This is a genomic window from Bacillus cereus group sp. BfR-BA-01441 (genome assembly GCF_022663075.1).
Classification (GTDB): Bacteria; Bacillota; Bacilli; order Bacillales; family Bacillaceae_G; genus Bacillus_A; species Bacillus_A cereus.
This window is the reverse complement of the sequence record NZ_JAKUEU010000081.1, coordinates 1-22,881: the sequence shown is the minus strand read 5'-3', so window position 1 is coordinate 22,881 and position 22,881 is coordinate 1. Positions and strand designations below refer to the sequence as shown.

The following is a 22,881-nucleotide window of genomic DNA, read 5'->3' as shown; positions in this document are numbered from 1 at the left end:
GCTACGAGGATTACTCAAACATAGGTATGAAAATAGCCCTTTTAAAGCAATTAATGATTTGTATCCAAATCAGTTCAAAGAATGGGAATTTGGTATGACTCCTTTAAATTTCTGGACTAAAGAAAAAGCATTAGAAGCATTGAAATGGACCATTGAAGAAAAAGAGAGATTAACCCCTAAACAATTACTTGATATATACAATATAAAATGGTTAAAGACCCATGGATTAGCATCAGCATGTCAAATAATCTGGGGGAATAGTCCGTTTAGAATGATTAATGATTTATATAGAGACCGTTTTAAAGAATGGGAATTTAGAGTTACTCCTGTTGGATATTGGTCTAAACGTAAAGCATTAGAGGCGTTAAGGTGGACTATTGAAGAGAAAGAAAAATTGGATGAAAAACAGCTATTAAAAGTATTTAATCAAAAATGGCTAATAAAACAAAAATTATGGACGCCGTTAAAATGCTATTGGAAAGGAAGTCCATATGAAATGCTTATTGCTCTATATCCAAATCGTTTCTCAAAAAATATGTTAAAAGGATATATTTAAAAGTAAAGATTAAATTAATAATTATTGAGAAAGTTTATGATATAACATGCAGTTATTAATTTGGAGGAAGACACCTTAAAGGTGTCTTTTTTTATGCATAAAAAAATAAAATATCACCTAGTGTAAAAAAATTCAAAATACTAAAGGGATTTCTATTAATAATTAAATAAAATCATTCATTGATTAATTATTCTATCTCTTTTCCTATTAGAACCAAATTTTTGCTAATTGAGAGACTCCTTTTATTATCTCTTCTTCGCATAAATCACCAAATCCAAGTTGAATATGAGGATATTCTGGTAAATATTCCGAGAAGTATTTTGAGCAAGGATAAACTATAATGCCGTGATCATGTGCTCTTTCAATTAGCATTTTTTCACTCATTTTTGTTTTTACTTCAATAATAACGAAAATACCGGAGCTACCACCTTTAATCTTGACATATTCCTTAAAATGCTTTGATAATTCCTTATTTAATAGATTCATTTTACGTTTATACAAAGTTTTCATCTTCCTTAAGTGCGAGTACCAATATCCTTCATTCATAAAAGTTGCCAATGTTCGCTGATGAATAGATGAGGATGTTTGTTCAAGTAAAGGGAGTATTTTTTTATAATCATTTATTAGCCGCCTAGGCAAAACCATATAACTGACACGGATAGAGGGGAGGAGTGCCTTTGAAAAAGTTCCTAAATAAACCACCCTATCATTTGAATCTAAACTTTGAAGAGACGGTATAGGTTGATGGATATATCGAAATTCACTATCATAATCATCCTCAATAATATAGCCATCTACTTTTTTTGCCCATCCAATTAATTTTAGTCTTTCATTGACAGGGATAGTCACTCCATACGGAAAGTGGTGAGTAGGAGTGACATATAAAAGTCTAGAAGGCGATTTTAAAAGAAAATCGACTTGAATGCCCCGTTCTTTTACAGGAATTGGATCAATAATAAATGATTGAAGAACAAAAAGCTCCCTTGCCACGTTATATCCAGGATCTTCTACTGCTATATAATGATAGTCTTGCTTTAACATTAGTGACAAAATTAATAACAAATGTTGTGTGCTACTGCCAATAATAATTTGTTCTGCAGAAGTAGTAACTCCTCTTGATTGAAATAAGTAATCTGCTAGTGCTTTCCTTAATTTAATATCGCCTTGTTTTTCTCCGTATGAAAACATGCTAGAGTCTTTAAGAATTTTGTTTGTAATCATTCTCCACTTTTTTAAAGGAAAGTTTTCTTGATCCACTGTCCCAATCTTAAAATCAATAGTTTTCATGATAGTATGATTTGTTTCATGATGCTGTTCTCTAATAAGTTCAAAATTAAGTGTTTCATCCGATGTAATAGCCTCTACAAAAAAACCTTTTTTGTTTTCACTTCGAATATACCCCTCTGATTGCAGTTGTTCATAGGCTACCTGAGTTGTGTTTCTGCTGACCTCTAATTGGTTAGCAAGTTGTCTAATTGATGGCAACTTTTTACCGTGTTCTAATTTACCAGATAAAATCTGAGTTCGTATATATTGATAAACTTGTTGATACATAGGATTTTTACTTTTTCGATTTATATTAAATATTAGTTCCTTCATTATTTTAATACCCCATCTGTCATTTGTATTTATTGTAAACTGTACCTTTTAGAAATGACAGTATAAATAAATAATGAATTTATAAAAAAATTTAATCTAGGAGGAGAGTTATGACAATATTTATGTACATATTTTGTTTGATTGTATGGGGACTCAACTTTATTGCAGTGAAAATTCAAGGAACTCCTGTCAGCTTAGAGTTATCTTTAACTTACCGTCTGGTTATGACAGCTTTTTTATTTTTGATGCTTGTTTGTTTTCTTCGACCAAGTGGGATGCCAACAAAAAAAGATATCCCATTTGTAATAGTTTTTGGTATATGTAACTTTGCAATAAGCTATTTATGCCTTTATTACGCTACAATTTTGAGTTCTGCGGCAATTGTAACATTGATTTTTTCACTAAAGGTAATTTTAACTCCGATCGCACTTCGAATTTTTTTAAAAGAAAAGTTACATTCACGCGTTTTGCTTGGAGGGATTTTAGGGGTATTAGGAGTATGTATTCTTATCTATCCGAAATTGAATGATTTTCAAGGGTTCAATGATATAAAAGGAATTATGGTTGCAATTTTAGGTACGCTTCTTACAGCAATAGGTGATGCGAGCTCGGCACGAAATGCAAGCCATAAGGTGAACCCTATCTATGCAAATGCTATTGGATTTACAGTAGGTAGTTTATTGATGGGAGTAATTGTATTATTTCAAGGACAAGAATTTACATTTCCCACATCTTTTTCATATGTATTTATGTTGCTATATTTAACTCTGTTTGCTTCTTTTGTAGCATGGTTATTCTATTTGAAGCTTGTAGAAAAAATCGGAGGAGCTCGAAGTGGATATATGGTTGCGCTATTCCCTATAATTGGAGGGATAGCTTCCGTTTTAATCGGTGAGTCAGATCCATCCCTGTATTTGTTTGTTGGATGTTTTTCAAGTTGTATTGGAGCGGCTATCGCATTAGGGTTTAGAACTCAAAAGCATGATCCGAATTTAACTCTAAAAAGAGTTAATTAAGAAAGGAATAAGTGTAATGGACTTGAAAATAGATTCTATATATTTTTTATTTTTAATGTATGAATTGTACACGTTCTTTTGAAGAAAAGACACCATCAAATAAACTATTTTGTCTAATTGGCAAATCATAAGTTTACATAATATTTTTCTAGTAAACAATTATATATTTAATAGTGTGATCAATAAGGGAAGGAAATCTTTCATAAAATCAATTAAGTTATTTAGTGCTTCTTTCATCATAAATATCTAAAGCTACATATTCATTAAGTTTTATTTATAAGAGCCATTCTCAGCTATGAGGATGGCTTTCCTAATTTTCTTTAAATTAACTAACAAGGTTTAAACGCAGCTAGCGAAGTAGAAAATTTTCGTTATGAGGATAATTTAAAACCTTAAGCTGATTGTTGTGTGGTGAGAACTCATTAAGTAGAAACACGCTGTAGTCATTAAACAGTGGCAAAATACGTGTATATTATCACTATATTAAATCCTTAAACAAAATGACTAATTGTCTAGTATAGTCAACTGGACATATGATGTCTAGTTGTGTAAAATTTTACATGTAACTAAATCATCATAACTAGATAAACGAGTAACTTGGGGGAGAGACTACAAATTATGGAATCAAAGAAATCTACATTTATCGAGAAAGTACAATCTATTAAAGGAAAGACAGCTGCAAAGTATGGGGTAACAGTTCTTCTATTCTTTGGGCTGACATCTTGTTATAACCAAAAAACCGATAGATTATCATCACAAGTAGAACATTATCAAGCAGAGTCAGAGAAATTAGCCAAAGAGTATGATGAATTAGAAATTAATTACATTAAGCTGAAGGCTAAACTAGATGCGATAGAGAATCTACCCGAGGAGAAACCTGCAGAAGTTGATGACGCTGAAGAAAAACCTGTTAAGAAAGTGGAAGAGACGCTGATTCAAGATAAAGAGCCAGAGAAATCTGAAGAGGAAACAATCAAAGAGGAGCAATATGCAGCCCGAGAAAAGAAAGCATATGCGAATCTCCATTCTCTAGGAAGTTTAGAAGCGCAGGAGACATACAAAGAACTAATTAAGCCGAAGCTTTCAAGATGGGCTAGTAAGGATATGTTACAAGTAGCTAAGGAGGGTGTAAACTTTCGTGAGATAGATGATAGTAACCTACCATGGACAGATGTTACCGAGCTGAACGGAACAAGTACGAAGCATATCTATAAGAGTGGATTCGACCAATTAGAGATTTCATACAATTTTGACGGGACCATTACAAAATCTGAATGGAAAACAGGAGTGAACAAATAAGATGAAAAACTTAATGTCTACACTTACATCGTTAAATTTTGATAAAACTGTTATCGCATACTCGAACGGGGTTCAGGTCTTTAAAGGAACATTACAGGATTACTTATTTATGTCCCACCAAGAGAAGCAGGCACTGAAGGTAACAACATTCCGTATCTGCACTAAAGATGGGAACTGATATTTGTACTTTTGAAAGATTACAAGAAGCGTAAACTTATAGCAGTACGCGATATTGTGAATGTCTCTAGCGTGATAACTACGTATAAGGTACGAAATATAATACGAATTGACTATTTTTACAAATGAAAGAGTTGCTACAACAATGAAAGTTTGATAAACAATTATGAAAAAGATAGATGAGTTAAAAGATGAAGAGAAGGGAAATTACTTTAACTGGAAAATTGCACTTGTTACAGTAAGTATCGTTTTATTTGGCGTTTGGAGGGGATATGAATATCTAGAGAAAAAATCTGAACGTGAATTACAGGTGAAAATTGAACAAATCGAAAAATGAGAAGCTGAAAAAACGATTAAGAAAGAAGAGAGACGTAAGGCAAGGGAAGAAGCGGAACGTAAGGAGCTGGAAGAAGAAACAAGTAAACGTATTGAAGAAAATAAGGTGAAACCTGACCACTTTGTATTAGGTAATGCACAAGGTAAACACGGGAATAGAGGTCTGTTACATATCGGAAGCGTTAAAGCGATCCAAATTGGTATGACGACAGAATAGGCTGCAAAGAAACTGAACAAGAATGCTGCATACGCCTCTAAAACAACAATGAATAAGGTCGAAGGTGTTCAGTATACATATAATGCGCCGATGTCCATGCTGAAACCGATCGTAATAATAAAATGAAACTGAACACGCTTGACAATAACGGTACATTCACGGAAGGGTCATTTGATAAATAGGAACGATTTGATTTTCCTAAAGTATCATCTTGTTATTAGAATGGCGTTTTCATCGCTAATAAGAGGGGGGCAGCGGATAGGAAAGAAGTTTAAAAAGTAACAAAGTTAAATGATATGTAATAGACGACCGATTAAAACGGGCAGATATCACATATTAGAAATGGCATGCATGTGTATAAAAAAACAAGCACTACACACAATGACTATTCCGTGTGTTTTTTGAACATACATTCTTTATTTATAGTTTATATATTTAATATATAGATATAACGTGTTATAATATGAAGTAGAAACTCGCGTGTTTCAAATACAACATTTTTATCTTCTTGATGGCCTCTTCTCTTTCCGTAAGAGGTCCTTTTTTATCCCTCCATCCCCCTCCGTATTGCATACTCGTTAAAATACTATGAAAAGATACTAGAGACTACTATACTGTGATATTCTCTAGTATCTTTTCTTTATCTAAGTTATCTATTGTTGGATAAACAATAAATTATGACTTTTTTGTATAATTTTAACAAAACCACTTTGACCCATTATTTTACTTATGATTTCACCATAAAGAATTAATGGTATATAAATTATTATTCATAATAAAATTATGGTAAACTAATAAGTTATCTTGTTCATAATAAAAGGTGTAATATATTGTTTCTTTTGTAATTTTGAATAAGGTAATTAGAAATTTCAATAAAAGAAATTAGATTTAGTTAAGTAATAAAAAAAGTGTAGAAAGGTTTTATTTCTACGCTTTTTTTATTTGATAACAAATTTATTGCTATTCTAGATTTACCATATAAGATTTTACAGCTTGCAATAGGAATTCTTCCTGTCCCATACCAGCATCCGCTGCCATTTGTACTACTCTTTGCTTGAATTCATGATCTGCATGAAAAGTTAATGGCTCTACATTACTTTTAAAGTAAATACCTTCTACATGAGGAAGTATCGTGCCGGATTTCATATGAGAATGTAAGTATTTAACTTCTTCTTGAAATTGCAGTGGATCTACTTGTAATACGAAAGGCTTAATTTCTAATCTGATAGTATCTGATGAAATACCTAATCGCATATTTGTGACACCTAGCTCTTTATAAAATAAATTTATTAGATTATAAGTGATAGAATTAAATAGTTGAGGTTTTTTAAATGAAAAAGATAAATACCCTCGTTTTGTAATTACCGCTTTTTTATTGAAAGGTTCAAAGGAGTAATCATGTTCCTTATAAGTAGATAGAGGGAAAATTTCTTCGTCCTCTGTAAGAATCTTGCCGTCTCCTCCATTAATCTCTATTACCCTAGCGGTTTTTCCAGTATGTAGATGTTTTAATAATTGATATAAATATATATCTTCATCTTGAATCTTAGTAATAAATGTTTTTCGCTCTTTTGTTTTAGTTTTTTCATAATCAAGCATAAAAATCTCTAGTTCTTCCTCATCGATAATATATACTTGTTTTCCTCGTTTTTCTACCATTGTTGCGGGTAATTTTCCAGATTTGATGTATGTAAAGATAGTAGATGGTGCAACATTAAGAATTTCAGCTACTTCTTTTGTGCTAAGGCCGTTAACCTCATTTTTATTTTTTAAACGTTCAATATCCTCTAAGTAGAAAATCTTACTACCGAATTGCTTCCAGTTATCTTTATATACACATTCTATTAATCCATCTTTTTCTTTTTTTAAAATTGTTTGCACCGTTACTCCTAATAAGTCGGCTGCTTCTTTTGTCGTTACAGTAGGTTTTGTAATGAACAATAAATCTTGTGTCATGAAAGGACACCTCCATAACTATCGTTTGTTAATATTTTAGGTATGTATATATCATATCAGAATCTGATTTATATTTAAAATAAGAAATAGATTTTATTAAATATCATATTCATTGTTATGGTTTGAAAATCTTTTTCATTAAATTTATATGTAAATGAATTTTTATAGTTATTTTTATTATAAATTCACTATGAATGTTAAGTAATTAACTGTTAAATAATATCTATTTCTTAATAAATTATAAAAAAATATAATTATAAGTAAATAAAGAAGAATGTAGCGTTCTTACAGAAAGAAAATGTATTATCATTTGTATAATTAATAGAAGTAAAATAAAATAATAATTATAGGTAATAAAGAGAATTATATTCATAATCTTCTATAGGAGAGGTAAATTCGAAATATGAATAAAAAAAATGTAAAAGAAAATTTATTAATTATAAACAATAAAAGTGAGTATATGGATACATATATAGAGAATTTAAAAGATATCGTTCCATATCTATATAACAACAGTTATGTAGATATGGTGGAAGATAAGATGGAGGTTGCAGAAAAAGAGGGAAAGGGTAAATATACGTATTTAAGTGACATAGAAGTCATTTATCATTTCGTACATTTACAAAAAGATATGGATGAGAAGAAGAATAGAAAAGAGGATACGAAAAAGAGTTATATCTCAGAAATCTTATCATTTTGTCAGTGCATGGTGCAGCATGCAGAAGAATTTGAATTGAATGGGGAAGAGGTAAAGAAAAAGGACTCTTTATTGAAAACATTGCAACCTTGGCATATTCGTAAATACAATTCTTGGTTGAAAAGGGTAGAGAACGGTAGGAATGGTGACACGTATGCAGTCGCAACACTTGCAAAGAAAACAGTGCTCATTCGTTCTTTTCTAAAACATCTTCATGTATTTTCTTATATTGAAAAGCCTCTTCATGAAGAACTACAGCGCGCAAATGTAAATGAGCAGGATCGGCCAAATCGGGACCTATCCTATGATGAGGTTATGAAAATTTTAGGATTTTATAAAGAAAGAGGACATTTAGTAAACTATACAATTTTACTGGCTCTAGCAAGTACTGGTGCAAGAATTCAAGAATTGTGCACCGCGAGAGTGAAAGATTTACATTATGACGGAAAGTATTGGTTAAAAGTCACTGGAAAAGGGGATAAAGTGCGTGAACTTTTTATTTCGGAACATTTATATCAGTGTATTTGTGAAATGAGGCTGAGAAGAGGACGCCAAACGGTATTGGATAAAGGAGATGAGAGTCCGGTATTTATAAATCAAAGAGGAAATACTTATAACTCTAAAACATTATCAAATCAAGTAACAGATATGATAAAAAAGACAAACTTAGAGTTTCTACTGTATCGTGAAAATCCAGTAACGGCGCATACATTCCGTCATGCTTTTGCAATTATGGCAGTAGAACAAGGTAATGCAGATTTATATCATTTAATGCAAACACTTGGCCATGAAAATATTCAAACGACTAAAATATATTTAGAAAAGCATATGAAGCGTAAAAATAACGTTGGATCTACTTTCGCTGATATGCTGGTTTGAATTTTATATAGTTTATAGGAGTTTTTAATTATATATTTTTTACATAATTAAATAATGTATATGTTTGTTTATTCATTGTGAAGAAATATATAAATTGGGGAAATAAATAAAAATAACGAAATTCATTTTATACAGAAAAACCCAGGATGATTTTAAAAAGTTATCCTGGGTTTTCTTGAATACACATAATTATTCATATTTCATAAAGTTAATTTGAGTTAATTATAAGTTAGCAGAATTTATATCTATTCCAATCTGATAGTGTTAATAACATTATATAATTTGTAGAATTAGTTTATAGAGATTATGAAACTATTCTTCATTAGGTGTATCTAATTGATGATTGATTACAGTGCTGGACCTTTTATTCATAAGTATATAGATCCCACCTACGAATGATAAGATTACTGGATAGAAAATCGCCCAACCACTAAATGAGTATACAAAAATACATATAACTAAAGATAGGAAGGCCATCCACCAACCTATATCTTGAACTTTTAATAACTTAAGAGCAGCTAGCATTGTAAAAATATACGAGGTAATAAAAATTACACTAGGGCCTTTTAGAAGCATCTCTAAATTTGGTCGTGCTATAGCATAAAAAATTAAAATACCACTAAAAATTCCGCCTAAAACTAGTAAAACCCTAGTTGGAGTTTGGAATTTAGAATGTAATTTAGCAAAGAAGGAAGGGAAATGTCCTTCTCTAGATTGGGCATAAATCATTCTTGAAAAACCTGCAATGTTAGCATGTACAGCACTAAACGAAATGAAAATTGCTAAAATAGTGGTTATATATGTACCTATTGGTCCTAATCCTTTTGATATTAGAATGCTAAGGGAAGCTATCTGGTTCTTATCACCATAAGAGTGAGTCCCTATTGTTACAAAAGATATTGCAATGTACATAATTGAGATGCAAATTGCCCCCAAAAATAGACTAATGGAAATATCTTTAGCAGGTCTTTTAAACTCTTCAGCTAATGGGGTTATCATCTCCCATCCTACAAATGAGAAAAAGATAATTACAGAAGAAGCTCCAACAGAAGACCATCCGTTTGGTACAAAAGGTGTAAAAGAACTTAATTTTACATAGGGGATAGAAACGACAACAGCCACAATTATTAGAAGTGAAATTATACAAATGACAAACACACTTATTTTTGATGATAACTCAATTCCTTTATTATGTAAGAGTAAAGAAGTAATCAAAATTACTGCCGCGATGCCTATAACTCCTGCATTACTTATTGGAAAAACATAACCAATATAATGGGCACCTGTTAAAGCGATAATAGGTAATCCAATAGGAATAGATCCTAACATAATCCACCCTAGGATGGCACTCGTATTTGCATTAAATGCCATTTGAACATAAGCTGTAATTCCTCCTGCACTAGGAATCATTTTAGCAAGATGCGCCAGAGTTGCGACAATGGGAAAAGCTAATATAGACATGATAACCCAAGATAAAAGCGAAGCTGGTCCAGCGCTATTTGCAGTAATTGAGGGCAATATAAGAATTCCACAACCCAACACAGCTCCTATGGTTAATGCAGTCCCTTGTACCCAAGTAATTGAACGTTTCAATGATTGTTGTGTCAAGATACTCAGCCTCTCTTTCGTTAATTGATATCAATTATATAAAGTTTTAAAAAAAGATAACATGCTATAATTTATGTATTAATTATAATTTTCTTAAAAAATTTAAGAATTATTAATTGTATTCTTAATTAATCAAGGGGAGATACATTAATGGATCAAACAGATTTAAAGATTCTTTCACATCTTCAGGAAAATGCACGTTTAAGTATGGTTGAAATAGGAAAGCTGGTAGGTTTGAGTTCCCCTTCTGTTACAGAGCGGGTCAGAAGACTAGAGGAACAGGGTGTCATTATAAGTTATCGTACGATTGTTAATCCGAAAGAATTAAAAAAACATATTACCGCGTTTGTTTTAATGGAACCAAGAGATTGCAACAAATATAAAAAATTTGCAATGGAACATCCAGATGTAGTCGAATGCCATCGTATAGCCGGTTTATATAGTTATTTAACAAAGGTAGTGACAGAATCAGTACATACACTCGAAGACTATATTAATTTGTGCTTAGAGTATGGAAAGCCTACAACCTTAATAGTGCTTTCTTCTCCAGTAGAACATAAATCACTTTTTACAGAGAGTGAAAAATCTTAATTACATATGAAAGATTATTCTAAATAAAAAGCGTAAATAAGCATTTACTCTAAAATGCACTAGTAGATAAAAATAAATAGCCGTGAAGTATTCATGAAAGGCATTAATATTAGTTGCTATTATGAGGGGGATACTGAATATGATATAGAGGATTTATAAAAAAAAATGGGCTGAAATAGCCCTTTTTATTTTCGTTTTGAAGAGGATTTTTCATATAAAAACAGCATAAAAAGGAGCCTACTAGGAATCCCCTTTTTATTTGGAACGTATCCTTTATGTTAAGGTCCATACAAAAAGTTCCTTTTTTCTGATAATTAATATTTATACTAATTACGTGATTAATATACGTAAGGGTTTTATATTTCATTAATGTATTCCTTTTCATTTGCATGAATTATTTATTGCAACAGGTTTCCCGTCCAAAATAAGATATCCTAACTAAGGACAATATAAGTATCTTTATAATGATTTTCCAATATAATCAATGTGTTTATGAAAGGAACTCTGTGTTATTTTTGCTTTTTTACTAACTAATACAGCTTCAAACAAAGGACACAATTGCTACATACTAAGTGTAATTTATTACCCATTCAAAATTCTGTCTATTCAATCTTTCTAAAAATAAAAAAAGATTAAACTTATAAATATACAAGTTATAATGAGGGCGTAGAGACATAATTTAATACCTCTAGAGAAAATAACAAACCTCGTTTTGGTTTGAAAATTCTAAAGAACTTGCTAGTAAATTTTAAAAATTTGATATATTGATATGATTACTATACGGAGGGTAGTGAATCAGAAGGGAAGCTTATTCAACTCAATAAAGAAAGCGCTATCAAAAATATTTTAAATTGGTTATTCCAATAAATTAGATTCAACTGTAATTAAAAATAATAAATTATGGGGGTGTTTATATGAACATGAATGTAGCATCTATTAAAGAAAAAAAGATTGTTAAATATAAAAGTTGTTTTGATGTGATTGGGCCCATAATGATAGGTCCTTCAAGTTCACATACTGCAGGTGCTTTGGCTATCGGAACAGTTGCTAATAGATTATTTCAAAGTCTTCCCAAAAAAGTTGTTGTAAAGTATTATGAATCATTTGCTGAAACCCATAAAGGTCATGGAACTGATTTTGCAATTATTGCTGGTATATTAGGCTTTGCTGCCGATGACAGTAAAGTGCCAGATGCTATTAAGATAGCAGAGTCTAAGGGAATTGACATTATCTTTATTGAAAAATCGGGTAATAGTCCTGCCGGTCATCCAAATACGGCAGATGTATATGTAGAGGATGAAAGTCGAAGTATTAGAACGATGGGTATTTCGGTCGGTGGTGGGTTGATTGAAGTCAAACATGTTGAAATTGACGGTTTTAGCTTAGATCTGCAGGGGCCATTGCCAGTTGTTATTGCGATTTCGGAAAGAGCTGACTTTGAATTTGTTTTACGCAGGATCTTTAAACAATATGATGTGGAAATTAACAGCTTTCATAGTTTGGAAGATAAAACAAGATATTTATATGCATTCGCTTTGGATTCGATATTACCTGGTACTGTTCAGAAGGAATTAGGAGATTTAAGCAATATAGCTAACCTTATTATTCTTTAGTTACATTAAGGAGTGAAAAATATGTATATGTCCATAAAAGAGATTGTGGATGCAGCTAATAAAAGCCAAAAGCCAATTTATGAATTAGCAATCGAACAGGAAATCAAACAAACTAAAACTTCTTATGAAGAAGTTTGGAGTAAAATGGAACGAAATTTAACGACTATGCAACATGCAATAAATAAAAGTATTGAAGGCGACGGTGTATTTTCTCCAACTGGGTTAACCGGGGGGGATGCTGTAAAACTTAAAAACTATCGAGAAAATAGGAAAACTCTTTCTGGAGATTTGATGGTGTTAGGGATTCAAAGTGCTATCGGTGTTAATGAAGTAAATGCTGCATTAGGAGCTATTTGTGCAACTCCAACAGCAGGTGCGAGTGGGACGATTCCGGGAGTCCTATTTAGTATTAAAGATACGTTGCAGTTAAATCATGAAGATATGATTCGTTTTCTATTCACTTCAGCGTTATTTGGAACGATAGTCGCAAACAACGCTTGCATTTCAGGAGCGTATGGAGGATGTCAAGCTGAAGTAGGAAGTGCCTCAGCGATGGCGGCTGCAGCTGCGGTAGAAGCTGCGGGTGGAACCCCACAGCAATCTTCTGAAGCTTTTTCGACCGCATTACAAAATTTACTCGGTTTAGTTTGTGATCCGGTCGCTGGTTTGGTAGAAATTCCTTGTGTAAAGAGAAACGCCATTGGAGCGACAAATGCTTTAGCAGCAGCAGACATCGCATTAGCCGGCGTAAACAATATCATCTATGCTGACGAAGTTATTGAAGCAATGTATAGGGTTGGAAGACAGATGCCTCGTGAGTTAAGAGAGACAGGTTTAGGCGGAATTGCGGCTACACCTACAGGGATTGCCATTAAAAATAAAATCTTTGGGGAGAAACAATCAAATCAATAAACAACTATCGATAGCATTGTGAAATATTTAACAATATGTACTCTATTGTTCGCCTAAGGATGTCTGTATGTTGGGGGAAGTATCAATAAAATATACTACTATATAATTAAAACATTTTGTAAGTGGTAACAAACCCTTGGGGTTGCAGCTTCGCTATTGATAAATTTGGAAGAGGGATATTCGTTGTGATGCACTATATAAGCAATTCATTTTTCAAGAACAGTCTATATTCCTATACCTTAAATAGAGAATTAAGAATAGGACACGAGGAGGAATTATTACATGAATGGGAATACTGCAAAAAACATAGAATTTCAAGCTGATAATACTGCAGTAAAAGATGAGAAATATCTAGACCCTAAAAAGTGGCATAAACAGGATACTACCTGGGCATTGAGCCTTTTTGGAACAGCAATTGGAGCAGGGGTACTCTTTTTACCGATTAATGCAGGTTCAGGTGGTTTATTATCATTGCTGTTAATTACCATACTTGCCTATCCTGTTATGTATTATTCACATAGGGCGCTTGCTAAAATGATTTACGCTTCGAACTCTGCCGATGAGGGGATTACAGGTACTATAAGAGAGTATTTTGGAAATAAGGCAAGTATCATTTTTAACATTGTATATTTCGTCTCCATTTATACGATCGTGCTGATGTACTCGGTCGCACTTACAAATACCGCTAGTAGTTTTATCGTGCATCAATTGCACATGCCGGAGCCTCCAAGGGCCATTTTATCACTTGTCTTAGTACTTGGTCTTATCGCTATACTAAATTTTGGTCAAGATATAACTGTAAAGATCATGAGCATGCTAGTGTATCCTTTTATAGCTTCTCTACTTTTTATCGCAATATCTTTGATTCCACAGTGGAATACGTCAATGCTTAGTTTTTCAAGTGTTTCTACTGCCTCAACAGGAACAGGATATTTAGGAACGATATGGATGATACTTCCAATCATCGTATTCTCGTTTAATCATTCACCTATGATTTCATCATTTGTTGTGAAGCAGAGAGCTAGTTATGGAATAGAAGCTACTGATGCCAAGTGTGCTCAAATACAAAAAGTTTGTTATATCATGACATTCGCTGTTGTTATGTTCTTTGTTTGGAGCAGTACTTTAAGTTTGACTCCAAGTGATCTTATAGTGGCAAAAGAACAGAACTTGTCAATCCTATCATATCTTGCTAATGAGCTTAATTCGCCAGTAATCACTATTGCAGCTCCAATCATCGCGTTTGTGGCTATTACAAAGTCTTTCCTTGGCCATTATATAGGAGCGTATGAGGTAATGCGTGACATGATTATCAAGTCCGGTAAAAAACGTGGGAAAGATATAGGAGAAAAAACAGTTAAGACAATAATTCTTACTTTTGTCGTATTAACATGCTGGTATGTTGCTTATACAAATCCAAGTATTCTTGGAATCATTGATGCCCTTAGCGGTCCGCTAGTTGCTGCTATCTTATGTATACTACCAATGTATGCAATCCATAAAGTATCAGTACTTGCTAAATACAAAGGGAAAGCGAGCAATGTATTTGTCATTATTATAGGTATCCTTACTGTCCTAGCAAGTATTCAGTCATTATTCTAATCTACTGTTGTTAGTACTGATGCAAAAAACATGGGATATGAAAAAAATAAAAATTCTTATCGGAACTGAACTCTATATTGTTGAACTAAAGAGATCATGGTTTTGGACAAACTCCTCATCTTGGCGAGTTTGTCTTTTTAATTATATGCATAACTTTTATACTAGCTTAAACAGACTAGATTAATAGTAAACGAAAACTTCATACAAACCACACATTAACTCCACTACTAGCACAAACTACAGTTGTATACTTTAAGTATCATTTTTCAACAATAAACATTCGAACATACTAATATTATGTAATATGGAAGTTACACTACATTAGAAGAAAACAAATAAGGGAGAGCGTATACTATGACAAGATTTGCGAATCAGCATGTAGAGAACACGATTTTAGAAGAGGATGTAGAGCTTTTAAAACTTATGGCACACCCAATGCGTTTAAAACTGATCAATGAGCTTTCTAAACATAAAACACTAAATGTAACCCAAATGACCGAAATTTTAAACATTCCACAATCAACAGTTTCCCAACACTTATCTAAAATGAGAGGGAAGGTTCTAAGAGGAAATCGTCAGGGATTAGAAATTTACTATAGCATCGAAAACCAAAAAGCTGAAGAAATTATGGGATTATTAGGACCAATACAATAAAATATTAAGTTTACCATTTAAAGATTTACTTATATAGAATACTAAGCCCTCCTTGTTGTGGAGGGTTTTTATTTATTAATTTTTTAAGTAATTATTACTTTAATCCAATGACATCAATATCTTAAATATGTCACGATTTAAAAGAAGAGGGAATATCAGCCGTTTTTCATAGCTTATCAAATGGCGAAGTTCCTAAGGGTGGAGTAATCACGGCAGAAGGCATATTAGACAATACCATCTATACAAGCACTATGTGCATGGAGTCTGGTGCATATTATTATCATACCTACGATTGTAGACAAATTAAAACCATTGATTTATTTGATGCAAACTAATTAGAATAGGTAAACTGTATAAAATACAAATTCAGGGTTCTTATGTGGTTTTAATCTGTTTTTAAATGAAAAATCAATAACTCATAAATATTACAACCTTCCAAAAATCAAAAAGGAAGCGTGATTAGCTTGTAGATTAAGTCTGTTTTAAAACTGATGTATACGGGGGACAATCCCATAAACATCAGTTTTAAAAAATTATATACTTTATTTATCAAGTTAATGCGAGTTACATCAGTATAGGAAACGTTAGAAATCTAAATCTTTGTTTATATGTTAATTACTTCAAACGTATCCCTTCGAATGCGTTTATAACCAAGTCATGTACATAGGATTCATCCAACTTTTCACCGGTTACTAGCAAGCGATAAAAAATTGGTCCGTAAATGAGATCGATGCTTAATTCAACATCGAGGTTTTCTTTTAATTCTCCTCTGTTAATTCCCTTCTCCAGAAGTTGCTTTGCTTGCAGTCGACGTGGCTGGAAATATCGAGCACGATATTCCTCTGCTAGTTTCGAATCAAATTGCCCTTCGCCAACTAACTCATTGATAATAGTTCCTTCTCGACTTATCAAAAAACTGGCTAAACTTGTAGCGTGAATTAAAATATCATTCAAGGCTGAACCTGTGTCAGGTACAGGCAATCTGGCAGCAGCAGCAGAAAGAAAACCATCCATTACCACAGCAGCCTTATTTGGCCACCATTTATAAATCGTAGCTTTGCTGACTTTAGCACGGTCAGCAATTTTATCGACTGTGACTGCTTTAAAGCCACTTTCCAATAATAACTCATAGGACGCAGAAAGGATGGCCTTTTGGGTTTCGATATTACGTGGTCGACCTCTTTTACCTTGCACATTAATCATTCCTTTCAAAAACATAAACTATACGTTTAGTATACTTAATATGAATAAAAAACAAAACAGCCTATTTACAAAACTGAACGTTTAGTATATATTTTTAGTTAATTAATAAACTGAACGTACAGTTTATTAATTAACTAACTAACTAACATCTTGTAATGGAATGGCTACATTTAGGTTCCAAAATTCAAAAATTAAATTGCTAAAAAACATTTAGAAAAGGGGGATAAAAAAGAGGTGAAATTGGATCTTTTAAAAGCAGAATGGAAAGTAGTTCAGACTTAATTTATTACAATAAAAAATGGCACCGCAGTAGTTCTTGACAAGGCGATTTAGTAATTTTGAAATAAAAGTATGGGAGGAAATAGTTATGTCTAATTTTAAAAATCAAGCAATTGATAAGGAAATTTCATCAGGTTTAATCATTCTTTTAGCAACTGCATGTGGTATTATTGTGGCTAATCTTTATTATGCACAGCCTTTAATTGGGGTAATTAGTAATGAAATTGGGCTTTCTAATAGTAGCGCTGGATTAATTGTAACGCTAACTCAAATTGGATATGTTGTTGGCTTACTATTTCTTGTGCCTTTGGGGGATATTGTTGAGAATAAAAAATTAATACTTATATTGTTATTTTTAAGTGCATTTGCACTCATTTCCATGTTTTTTGTAAAAAGCGCAACCTTGTTGTTAATTACTTCATTCTTTATCGGACTGGGTTCGGTCGCAGCGCAAGTGCTTGTACCTCTTGTATCATATCTTTCATCTGAGAATGCACGCGGTCGAGTAGTTGGCAATGTCATGAGTGGTCTGTTACTAGGTATTATGCTTGCGCGACCGATATCTAGTCTAGTAGCCGATATTTGGGGATGGGGTGCAATATTTGCTTTATCTGCTACTGTAATTATTGTCTTAGCGTTTGTATTATCGAAAGTACTCCCTACTAGGAAACCACAGGCAAAAACAAATTATATAGCCTTACTTAATTCAATGTGGCAACTGCTACGAACTACTCCAATTTTACGCCGTCGCGCCATTTATCATGCTTGTGTATTTGGGGCTTTTAGTTTATTCTGGACCACTGTTCCATTATTATTATCTAGTCCTGCTTTTCATTTTTCTCAGACTGCCATAGCATTATATGCACTTGTCGGAATTACAGGTGCAATAGCCGCTCCAATAGGTGGTCGTCTAGCTGATCTTGGCTGGACACGATCAGCCACTGGGATAGCTCTCACTGTTGTTATTATTTCTTTATTACTACCACTTATTATTCAAAGTAGTTCGCCCATCGGAATAGCTGTTTTAGTAATTGCTGCAATTCTGTTGGACATGGGAGTATCTGCAAACCTTGTGCTTAGCCAACGTTTAATTTTCTCGTTGAGTCCAGAAATCCGTAGTCGATTAAACGGGCTATTTATGGCTATTTTCTTTTTGGGAGGTGCTGTTGGATCCTTTATTGGAGGATGGGCATATGCCTTAGGAGGATGGAATCTAACATTATGGATAGGAATCGCTTTTCCGACTATAGCTCTACTTTATTTTGCTACAGAGAAATAGTTCTATAATTTAGTTTTACCAGTCAGGATATGGAATGCCTATTTATTGTTATATCTGAGTTTTAAAGGTTATTTGTGAATTGTATGGAGTTTTTGTATTAGAAGCAAATTTTTATTTTCTATTGCTGTAAGTGGAAAAGACTCACCTTGTTGAATATATCTGAAATGCAATAAAAGAGAGCTTGTGTAAAAACACAAACTCTCTTTAAAAAGAAATAACGCAATTGAGATATCTATATATTAACAATTGGCTTCTTATAATTCTATACTTCCTATATTGAGAAATAATATATTGGTAGTTTGTTAAAACTTAAATGTATTATTGACTTAATATTTCGGCTTTTATGCAAATAATCTTGAATTTGAGATATTTTTAAAAATATTGGTAATGATGAGGTTTTATCTTGAAAATCGTTTAAATCTTATGTTTAACCGATTGAATTGAGAACAAGGTCTTCCTATAGACAGCAGGAAATACACGGTTCTCTACAGAAAAAGAAATACAAGGTAACATCAAAAAGAGACAATATGTACATTTATCCATACTTTCTTCTATTAACCTCTTAGTCTTGGAGGTGAAAAACAAGCATATTGAGTCTGCATTGATAGTAGTAGGTGGAAAGATTGTCTATGGGACAAATAAAATTCAAAAATTATCACCTTCAGCTTCTAAATCTAGAACAGGTAGGCTACCAATAATTACTTTTGGGGGTATGATAATAAATCGAAAATTAAGCATCAATTAAGTTATATTATGAAGATTATGGTATAGGGAAGCCAGTTCTATTAATTCATGTTTGGCCGTGAAGTAAGTAAATCAAAATATGGTCAAGGATCATTAGCTGCAAACGAAGCAACAAAAGATACAGTAAAGAAAAGCCATGAATCCGATCTTTATTAATTGAATTGAGCACAATAGGATCACCTAAAATTTCCATAAAAATGGTTGTGTTTAAAATTATGGAAGATACTAAATATATATATTTGATATGGCTATAGACTAGGGCTTCGGCTCTAGTTTGTTTTTTGTTTGAAACATATTACTAAATAATATATATAATGTGCTTATAGGATCTAAAGCGAGTGAATAGAATGGCATTCAGCAAGGCGCAAAACGAAGCTACAAAAAAACTATAAAAAATACAATCAAGAACACGCAAAATAACTCAATTCTAAAACTCTGGCTAGAAGCTTCAGTAAGAATCTAGCTACAAAAGAAGATTTGAATATGCTTAAAGAATTAATTGTAGAAAAAGAGGAGAATGGTTGTGTTAGAAAATAAATTAGGTATCAAAAATCAGTTGGAATTGAATCGAGTGGAAGAACGACTATCAAAAATGAAAGTCAAAAATTTATATGATTCTGGAGAGATACACCACATAGAAGTTGGTACATTCAAGGGGCTTTCTGACATGCATAAATACCTATTGGAGGATATTTATTTCTTTGCTGGAGAGATTCGAAAGGTCAACATAGCGAAGGGGAATTTTCGCTTTGCTCCTGTTATGTACCTATGCCATTCATTAGAGCACATTAGCACAATGCCACAAACAACTTTTGATGAAATTGTTGAAAAGTATGTTGAAATGAATATTGCCCACCCCTTTAGAGAAGGAAACGGTAGAGCGACTAGAATATGGCTAGATTTAATCTTTAAAAATGAACTTCATCAGGTGGTAGACTGGAATAAAATTGATAAAGAAGATTATTTACTGGCAATGGAACGCAGCCCAATTAAAGATATTGAAATTAAGCATTTACTCCAAAATGCACTAGTAGATGAAATAAATAGTCGTGAAATATTCATGAAAGGTATTAATATTAGTTACTATTATGAGGGATATACCGAATATGATATAGAAGATTTATAAAACAAAAAGGGCTGAGATAGCCTTTTTTGTTTTACACTTTGACGAGCATTTTTTATAAAAAATACGTTATTCTTTTTGTAAAATTATAAGAAAGGGTGCCGTTTTTGTATGTCTATTTCTGTATCCAATGAATTACAACTATTTGCTCAAGAAATTCAAAGCTTTTTATCGCCAAATATCTTACGAAATCTTGCCAGAGAGTTTGGTTTCTTGTGATGAACCCATAAATTTCAAACAAAAGATATACCCAATTCATGAGTAAGAATGAAAAAAGAAAGAAATTCTATAATGTTTTATTTAATATCAATTTATAAGGAAATTCATGTAATTAAATATGAAATAAAACATATTATAATGATTTATTAAGATAAAATGTTATATTTTTGGGTGGAATATATAAATGGAGGAAATGTAATGAACAAGAATTTAAAATTTACTCAAATGATGATTGGGATTAGTACGATGGCATTATCATTTGGAAGTATTCAAACACAGGTATCAGCAGAGGAAACAGCATCCTATAATATCTTACAGATGAAACCAATGGGGACAGAAACTTCCAAAGATGAAATTGTACATGCTACAAAAGCGGACGAAACTTTGACTTTTGAAGAGCGTTTAAAAGTAGGAGATCTTTCACAACGTCCTACTCTGGTTATGAAACGTGATGAAATTCAATTAAAGCAAAGCTACACTCTGGCAGAATTGAATAAAATGCCTGATAACGAACTCATTGAAACACTATCAAAAATTTCTTGGAATCAAATTACTGATTTATTTCAATTCAATCAGGATACGAAAGCTTTTTATCAGAATAAAGAACGCATGAACGTTATCATTAATGAACTAGGACAACGAGGAAGGACATTTACAAAAGAGGACTCAAAGGGCATTGAAACATTTGTTGAAATATTACGTTCTGCTTTTTATGTGGGATATTATAATAATGAATTAAGTTACTTAAAAGACCGGGGCTTTCATGACAAGTGTTTACCAGCATTAAAAGCACTTGCAAAAAATCCAAACTTTACATTAGGTACAGCCGAGCAAGATAGAGTAGTAGCTGCGTATGGAAAATTAATTGGTAATGCCTCTAGTGATACTGAAACAGTACAGTATGCGGTAAATGTTTTAAAACAATATAATGATAATCTTTCTACGTATGAAAGCGATTATGCGAAAGGACAAGCCGTATATGAAATTGTAAAAGGAATTGATTATGATATACAGTCTTATTTGCAGGATACGAATAAGCAACCTAATGAAACAATGTGGTATGGAAAGATTGATAACTTTATAAATGAGGTTAATAGAATTGCTCTCGTGGGGAATATAACAAATGAAAATAGTTGGCTAATCAATAATGGCATTTATTATACAGGACGTTTAGGAAAATTTCATAGTAATCAAAGCAAAGGATTAGAAGTTATTACACAAGCGATGAGCTTGTATCCTCGTCTAAGTGGTCCTTATTTTGTAGCAGTAGAACAAATTAAAACAAACTATGGTGGAAAAGATTATAGTGGAAATACAGTAGATTTACAGAAAATACGTGAAGAAGGGAAACAACAATACTTACCTAAAACATATACATTTGATGACGGATCTATTGTCTTCAAGACGGGAGATAAAGTAACAGAAGAAAAAATTAAGAGATTATATTGGGCAGCCAAAGAAGTAAAAGCGCAATATCACCGTGTAATTGGTAATGATAAAGCACTAGAACCGGGTAACGCTGATGATGTACTAACGATAGTAATTTATAATAATCCAGACGAATATCAATTAAATAGACAATTATATGGATATGAAACAAACAACGGTGGAATTTATATTGAAGAGAAGGGGACCTTCTTTACATATGAGCGTACGCCAAAGCAAAGTATTTATAGTTTAGAAGAGTTATTCCGTCATGAATTCACTCATTATTTACAAGGAAGGTATGAGGTTCCTGGTTTATTTGGAAGCGGAGAAATGTATCAAAATGAACGATTAACTTGGTTCCAAGAAGGGAATGCAGAATTTTTTGCAGGATCTACACGTACAAATAATGTTGTTCCGCGTAAAAGTATGATAAGTGGCTTATCATCTGATCCAGCAAGCCGTTATACAGCAAAACAAACTTTGTTTTCAAAATATGGATCATGGGACTTTTATAAGTATTCCTTTGCACTACAGTCATATTTGTATAATCATCAATTTGAAACGTTTGATAAGCTTCAAGATTTAATCCGTGCAAACGATGTGAAAAAGTATGACTCATATCGTGAATCATTGAGCAACAATATACAATTGAATGCAGAATATCAAGCGTATATGCAGCAGTTGATTGATAATCAAGATAAATATAATGTACCGCAAGTAACAAATGATTATTTAATTCAACACGCACCGAAGCCGTTAGCTGAAGTGAAAAATGAAATTGTGGATGTAGCAAATATAAAAGATGCAAAAATTACAAAACATGAGTCGCAATTCTTTAACACATTTAGCGTGGAAGGCACGTACGTTGGTGGGATATCAAAAGGTGAGTCTGAA

At 32.5% G+C, this 22,881-nt stretch carries 17 protein-coding genes and 3 pseudogenes; 16 read left to right on the top strand and 4 right to left on the bottom strand.

The genetic code is table 11. The features are described 5' to 3' along the window. Positions 1–556, top strand: a 556-nt coding sequence (locus MR107_RS24350; RefSeq protein WP_472926408.1) for a DUF4046 domain-containing protein, incomplete at its 5' end; no start/stop codon positions are given. Between the two features lie 207 nt (positions 557–763). Here MR107_RS24350 and pdxR read toward each other — a convergent pair. Next, positions 764–2,155: a MocR-like pyridoxine biosynthesis transcription factor PdxR gene (gene pdxR / locus MR107_RS24345; protein ID WP_086388359.1), complete on the bottom strand. Its 1,392-nt coding sequence runs from the start codon at positions 2,153–2,155 to the stop codon at positions 764–766. 110 nt (positions 2,156–2,265) lie between these two features. Between pdxR and MR107_RS24340 the strand changes: the two genes are divergently transcribed. The 3 genes from MR107_RS24340 to MR107_RS24330 all read left to right on the top strand — a co-directional run bounded on the left by MR107_RS24340 (position 2,266) and on the right by MR107_RS24330 (position 4,984). Beyond that, positions 2,266–3,171, top strand: coding sequence for a DMT family transporter (locus MR107_RS24340; RefSeq protein ID WP_242292825.1), 906 nt, complete (start codon positions 2,266–2,268; stop codon positions 3,169–3,171). A 618-nt stretch (positions 3,172–3,789) separates the two neighbouring features. Beyond that, positions 3,790–4,470 (top strand): hypothetical protein, encoded by a 681-nt coding sequence (locus tag MR107_RS24335; RefSeq protein ID WP_242292824.1) that lies wholly within the window; start codon positions 3,790–3,792, stop codon positions 4,468–4,470. 343 nt (positions 4,471–4,813) lie between these two features. Beyond that, a complete protein-coding gene (locus MR107_RS24330) occupies positions 4,814–4,984 on the top strand; it encodes a hypothetical protein (RefSeq protein WP_242292823.1) in 171 nt (56 codons plus the stop codon). A 1,176-nt stretch (positions 4,985–6,160) separates the two neighbouring features. Here MR107_RS24330 and MR107_RS24325 read toward each other — a convergent pair. Then, a complete protein-coding gene (locus tag MR107_RS24325; RefSeq protein ID WP_242292822.1) occupies positions 6,161–7,156 on the bottom strand; it encodes a helix-turn-helix domain-containing protein in 996 nt (331 codons plus the stop codon). A gap of 403 nt (positions 7,157–7,559) precedes the next feature. On the opposite strand from MR107_RS24325, the gene MR107_RS24320 reads away from it, so the two are divergent. Next, the gene (locus tag MR107_RS24320) at positions 7,560–8,732 is read left to right on the top strand and encodes a tyrosine-type recombinase/integrase (RefSeq protein ID WP_242292821.1); all 1,173 of its coding nucleotides are present in this window, start codon (positions 7,560–7,562) and stop codon (positions 8,730–8,732) included. 312 nt (positions 8,733–9,044) lie between these two features. Here MR107_RS24320 and MR107_RS24315 read toward each other — a convergent pair whose 3' ends face one another. Continuing rightward, positions 9,045–10,340, bottom strand: a complete 1,296-nt coding sequence (locus MR107_RS24315; RefSeq protein ID WP_242292820.1) for an APC family permease — start codon at positions 10,338–10,340, stop codon at positions 9,045–9,047. Positions 10,341–10,490: 150 nt separating this feature from the next. Between MR107_RS24315 and MR107_RS24310 the strand changes: the two genes are divergently transcribed. The 7 genes and pseudogenes from MR107_RS24310 to MR107_RS24285 form a co-directional block, all read left to right on the top strand. After that, entirely contained in the window at positions 10,491–10,931 is a 441-nt protein-coding gene (locus MR107_RS24310) for an Lrp/AsnC family transcriptional regulator (protein WP_000372880.1), read from the top strand. Positions 10,932–10,984: 53 nt separating this feature from the next. Beyond that, a pseudogene (locus MR107_RS32050) lies at positions 10,985–11,090 on the top strand (protein adenylyltransferase Fic); the annotation flags it as partial. Positions 11,091–11,845: 755 nt separating this feature from the next. Beyond that, positions 11,846–12,544 (top strand): L-serine ammonia-lyase, iron-sulfur-dependent subunit beta, encoded by a 699-nt coding sequence (gene sdaAB / locus MR107_RS24305; protein ID WP_242292819.1) that lies wholly within the window; start codon positions 11,846–11,848, stop codon positions 12,542–12,544. A gap of 21 nt (positions 12,545–12,565) precedes the next feature. Next, complete coding sequence (gene sdaAA / locus MR107_RS24300) at positions 12,566–13,456, top strand: L-serine ammonia-lyase, iron-sulfur-dependent, subunit alpha (RefSeq protein ID WP_242292818.1); 891 nt, start codon at positions 12,566–12,568, stop codon at positions 13,454–13,456. A gap of 282 nt (positions 13,457–13,738) precedes the next feature. Beyond that, entirely contained in the window at positions 13,739–15,058 is a 1,320-nt protein-coding gene (locus tag MR107_RS24295) for an aromatic amino acid transport family protein (RefSeq protein ID WP_242292817.1), read from the top strand. Between the two features lie 354 nt (positions 15,059–15,412). Beyond that, positions 15,413–15,712, top strand: a complete 300-nt coding sequence (gene pagR / locus MR107_RS24290) for a transcriptional repressor PagR (RefSeq protein ID WP_000196515.1) — start codon at positions 15,413–15,415, stop codon at positions 15,710–15,712. 134 nt (positions 15,713–15,846) lie between these two features. Then, positions 15,847–16,044, top strand: a pseudogene (locus tag MR107_RS24285) (linear amide C-N hydrolase); the annotation flags it as partial. A 283-nt stretch (positions 16,045–16,327) separates the two neighbouring features. Here the strand turns inward: MR107_RS24285 and MR107_RS24280 are convergent. Continuing rightward, complete coding sequence (locus MR107_RS24280; protein ID WP_100249670.1) at positions 16,328–16,915, bottom strand: TetR/AcrR family transcriptional regulator; 588 nt, start codon at positions 16,913–16,915, stop codon at positions 16,328–16,330. A gap of 367 nt (positions 16,916–17,282) precedes the next feature. On the opposite strand from MR107_RS24280, the gene MR107_RS24275 reads away from it, so the two are divergent. From MR107_RS24275 to colA, 4 genes and pseudogenes are all read left to right on the top strand, one after another. Further along, a complete protein-coding gene (locus tag MR107_RS24275) occupies positions 17,283–18,473 on the top strand; it encodes an MFS transporter (protein ID WP_242292826.1) in 1,191 nt (396 codons plus the stop codon). A 792-nt stretch (positions 18,474–19,265) separates the two neighbouring features. Continuing rightward, positions 19,266–19,373 (top strand): annotated as a pseudogene (locus MR107_RS24270) (catalase); the annotation flags it as partial. A gap of 361 nt (positions 19,374–19,734) precedes the next feature. Continuing rightward, entirely contained in the window at positions 19,735–20,343 is a 609-nt protein-coding gene (gene fic / locus MR107_RS24265) for a protein adenylyltransferase Fic (protein ID WP_042884146.1), read from the top strand. 414 nt (positions 20,344–20,757) lie between these two features. Continuing rightward, on the top strand, positions 20,758–22,881 hold a 2,124-nt coding region (colA, locus tag MR107_RS24260; RefSeq protein WP_242292816.1), incomplete at its 3' end, for a collagenase ColA.

What these genes read in the sequence shown, in the direction of transcription:
- MR107_RS24330 (WP_242292823.1), top strand. Translation starts at nt 4,814, where the DNA reads ATGAAAAAGATAGATGAGTTAAAAGATGAAGAGAAGGGAAATTACTTT.
- MR107_RS24275 (WP_242292826.1), top strand. Translation starts at nt 17,283, where the DNA reads ATGTCTAATTTTAAAAATCAAGCAATTGATAAGGAAATTTCATCAGGT.
- MR107_RS24280 (WP_100249670.1), bottom strand. Translation starts at nt 16,915, where the DNA reads ATGATTAATGTGCAAGGTAAAAGAGGTCGACCACGTAATATCGAAACC.
- pagR (WP_000196515.1), top strand. Translation starts at nt 15,413, where the DNA reads ATGACAAGATTTGCGAATCAGCATGTAGAGAACACGATTTTAGAAGAG.
- MR107_RS24320 (WP_242292821.1), top strand. Translation starts at nt 7,560, where the DNA reads ATGAATAAAAAAAATGTAAAAGAAAATTTATTAATTATAAACAATAAA.
- MR107_RS24340 (WP_242292825.1), top strand. Translation starts at nt 2,266, where the DNA reads ATGACAATATTTATGTACATATTTTGTTTGATTGTATGGGGACTCAAC.
- pdxR (WP_086388359.1), bottom strand. Translation starts at nt 2,155, where the DNA reads ATGAAGGAACTAATATTTAATATAAATCGAAAAAGTAAAAATCCTATG.
- MR107_RS24310 (WP_000372880.1), top strand. Translation starts at nt 10,491, where the DNA reads ATGGATCAAACAGATTTAAAGATTCTTTCACATCTTCAGGAAAATGCA.
- sdaAB (WP_242292819.1), top strand. Translation starts at nt 11,846, where the DNA reads ATGAACATGAATGTAGCATCTATTAAAGAAAAAAAGATTGTTAAATAT.
- MR107_RS24325 (WP_242292822.1), bottom strand. Translation starts at nt 7,156, where the DNA reads ATGACACAAGATTTATTGTTCATTACAAAACCTACTGTAACGACAAAA.
- fic (WP_042884146.1), top strand. Translation starts at nt 19,735, where the DNA reads ATGGTTGTGTTAGAAAATAAATTAGGTATCAAAAATCAGTTGGAATTG.
- sdaAA (WP_242292818.1), top strand. Translation starts at nt 12,566, where the DNA reads ATGTATATGTCCATAAAAGAGATTGTGGATGCAGCTAATAAAAGCCAA.
- MR107_RS24335 (WP_242292824.1), top strand. Translation starts at nt 3,790, where the DNA reads ATGGAATCAAAGAAATCTACATTTATCGAGAAAGTACAATCTATTAAA.
- MR107_RS24295 (WP_242292817.1), top strand. Translation starts at nt 13,739, where the DNA reads ATGAATGGGAATACTGCAAAAAACATAGAATTTCAAGCTGATAATACT.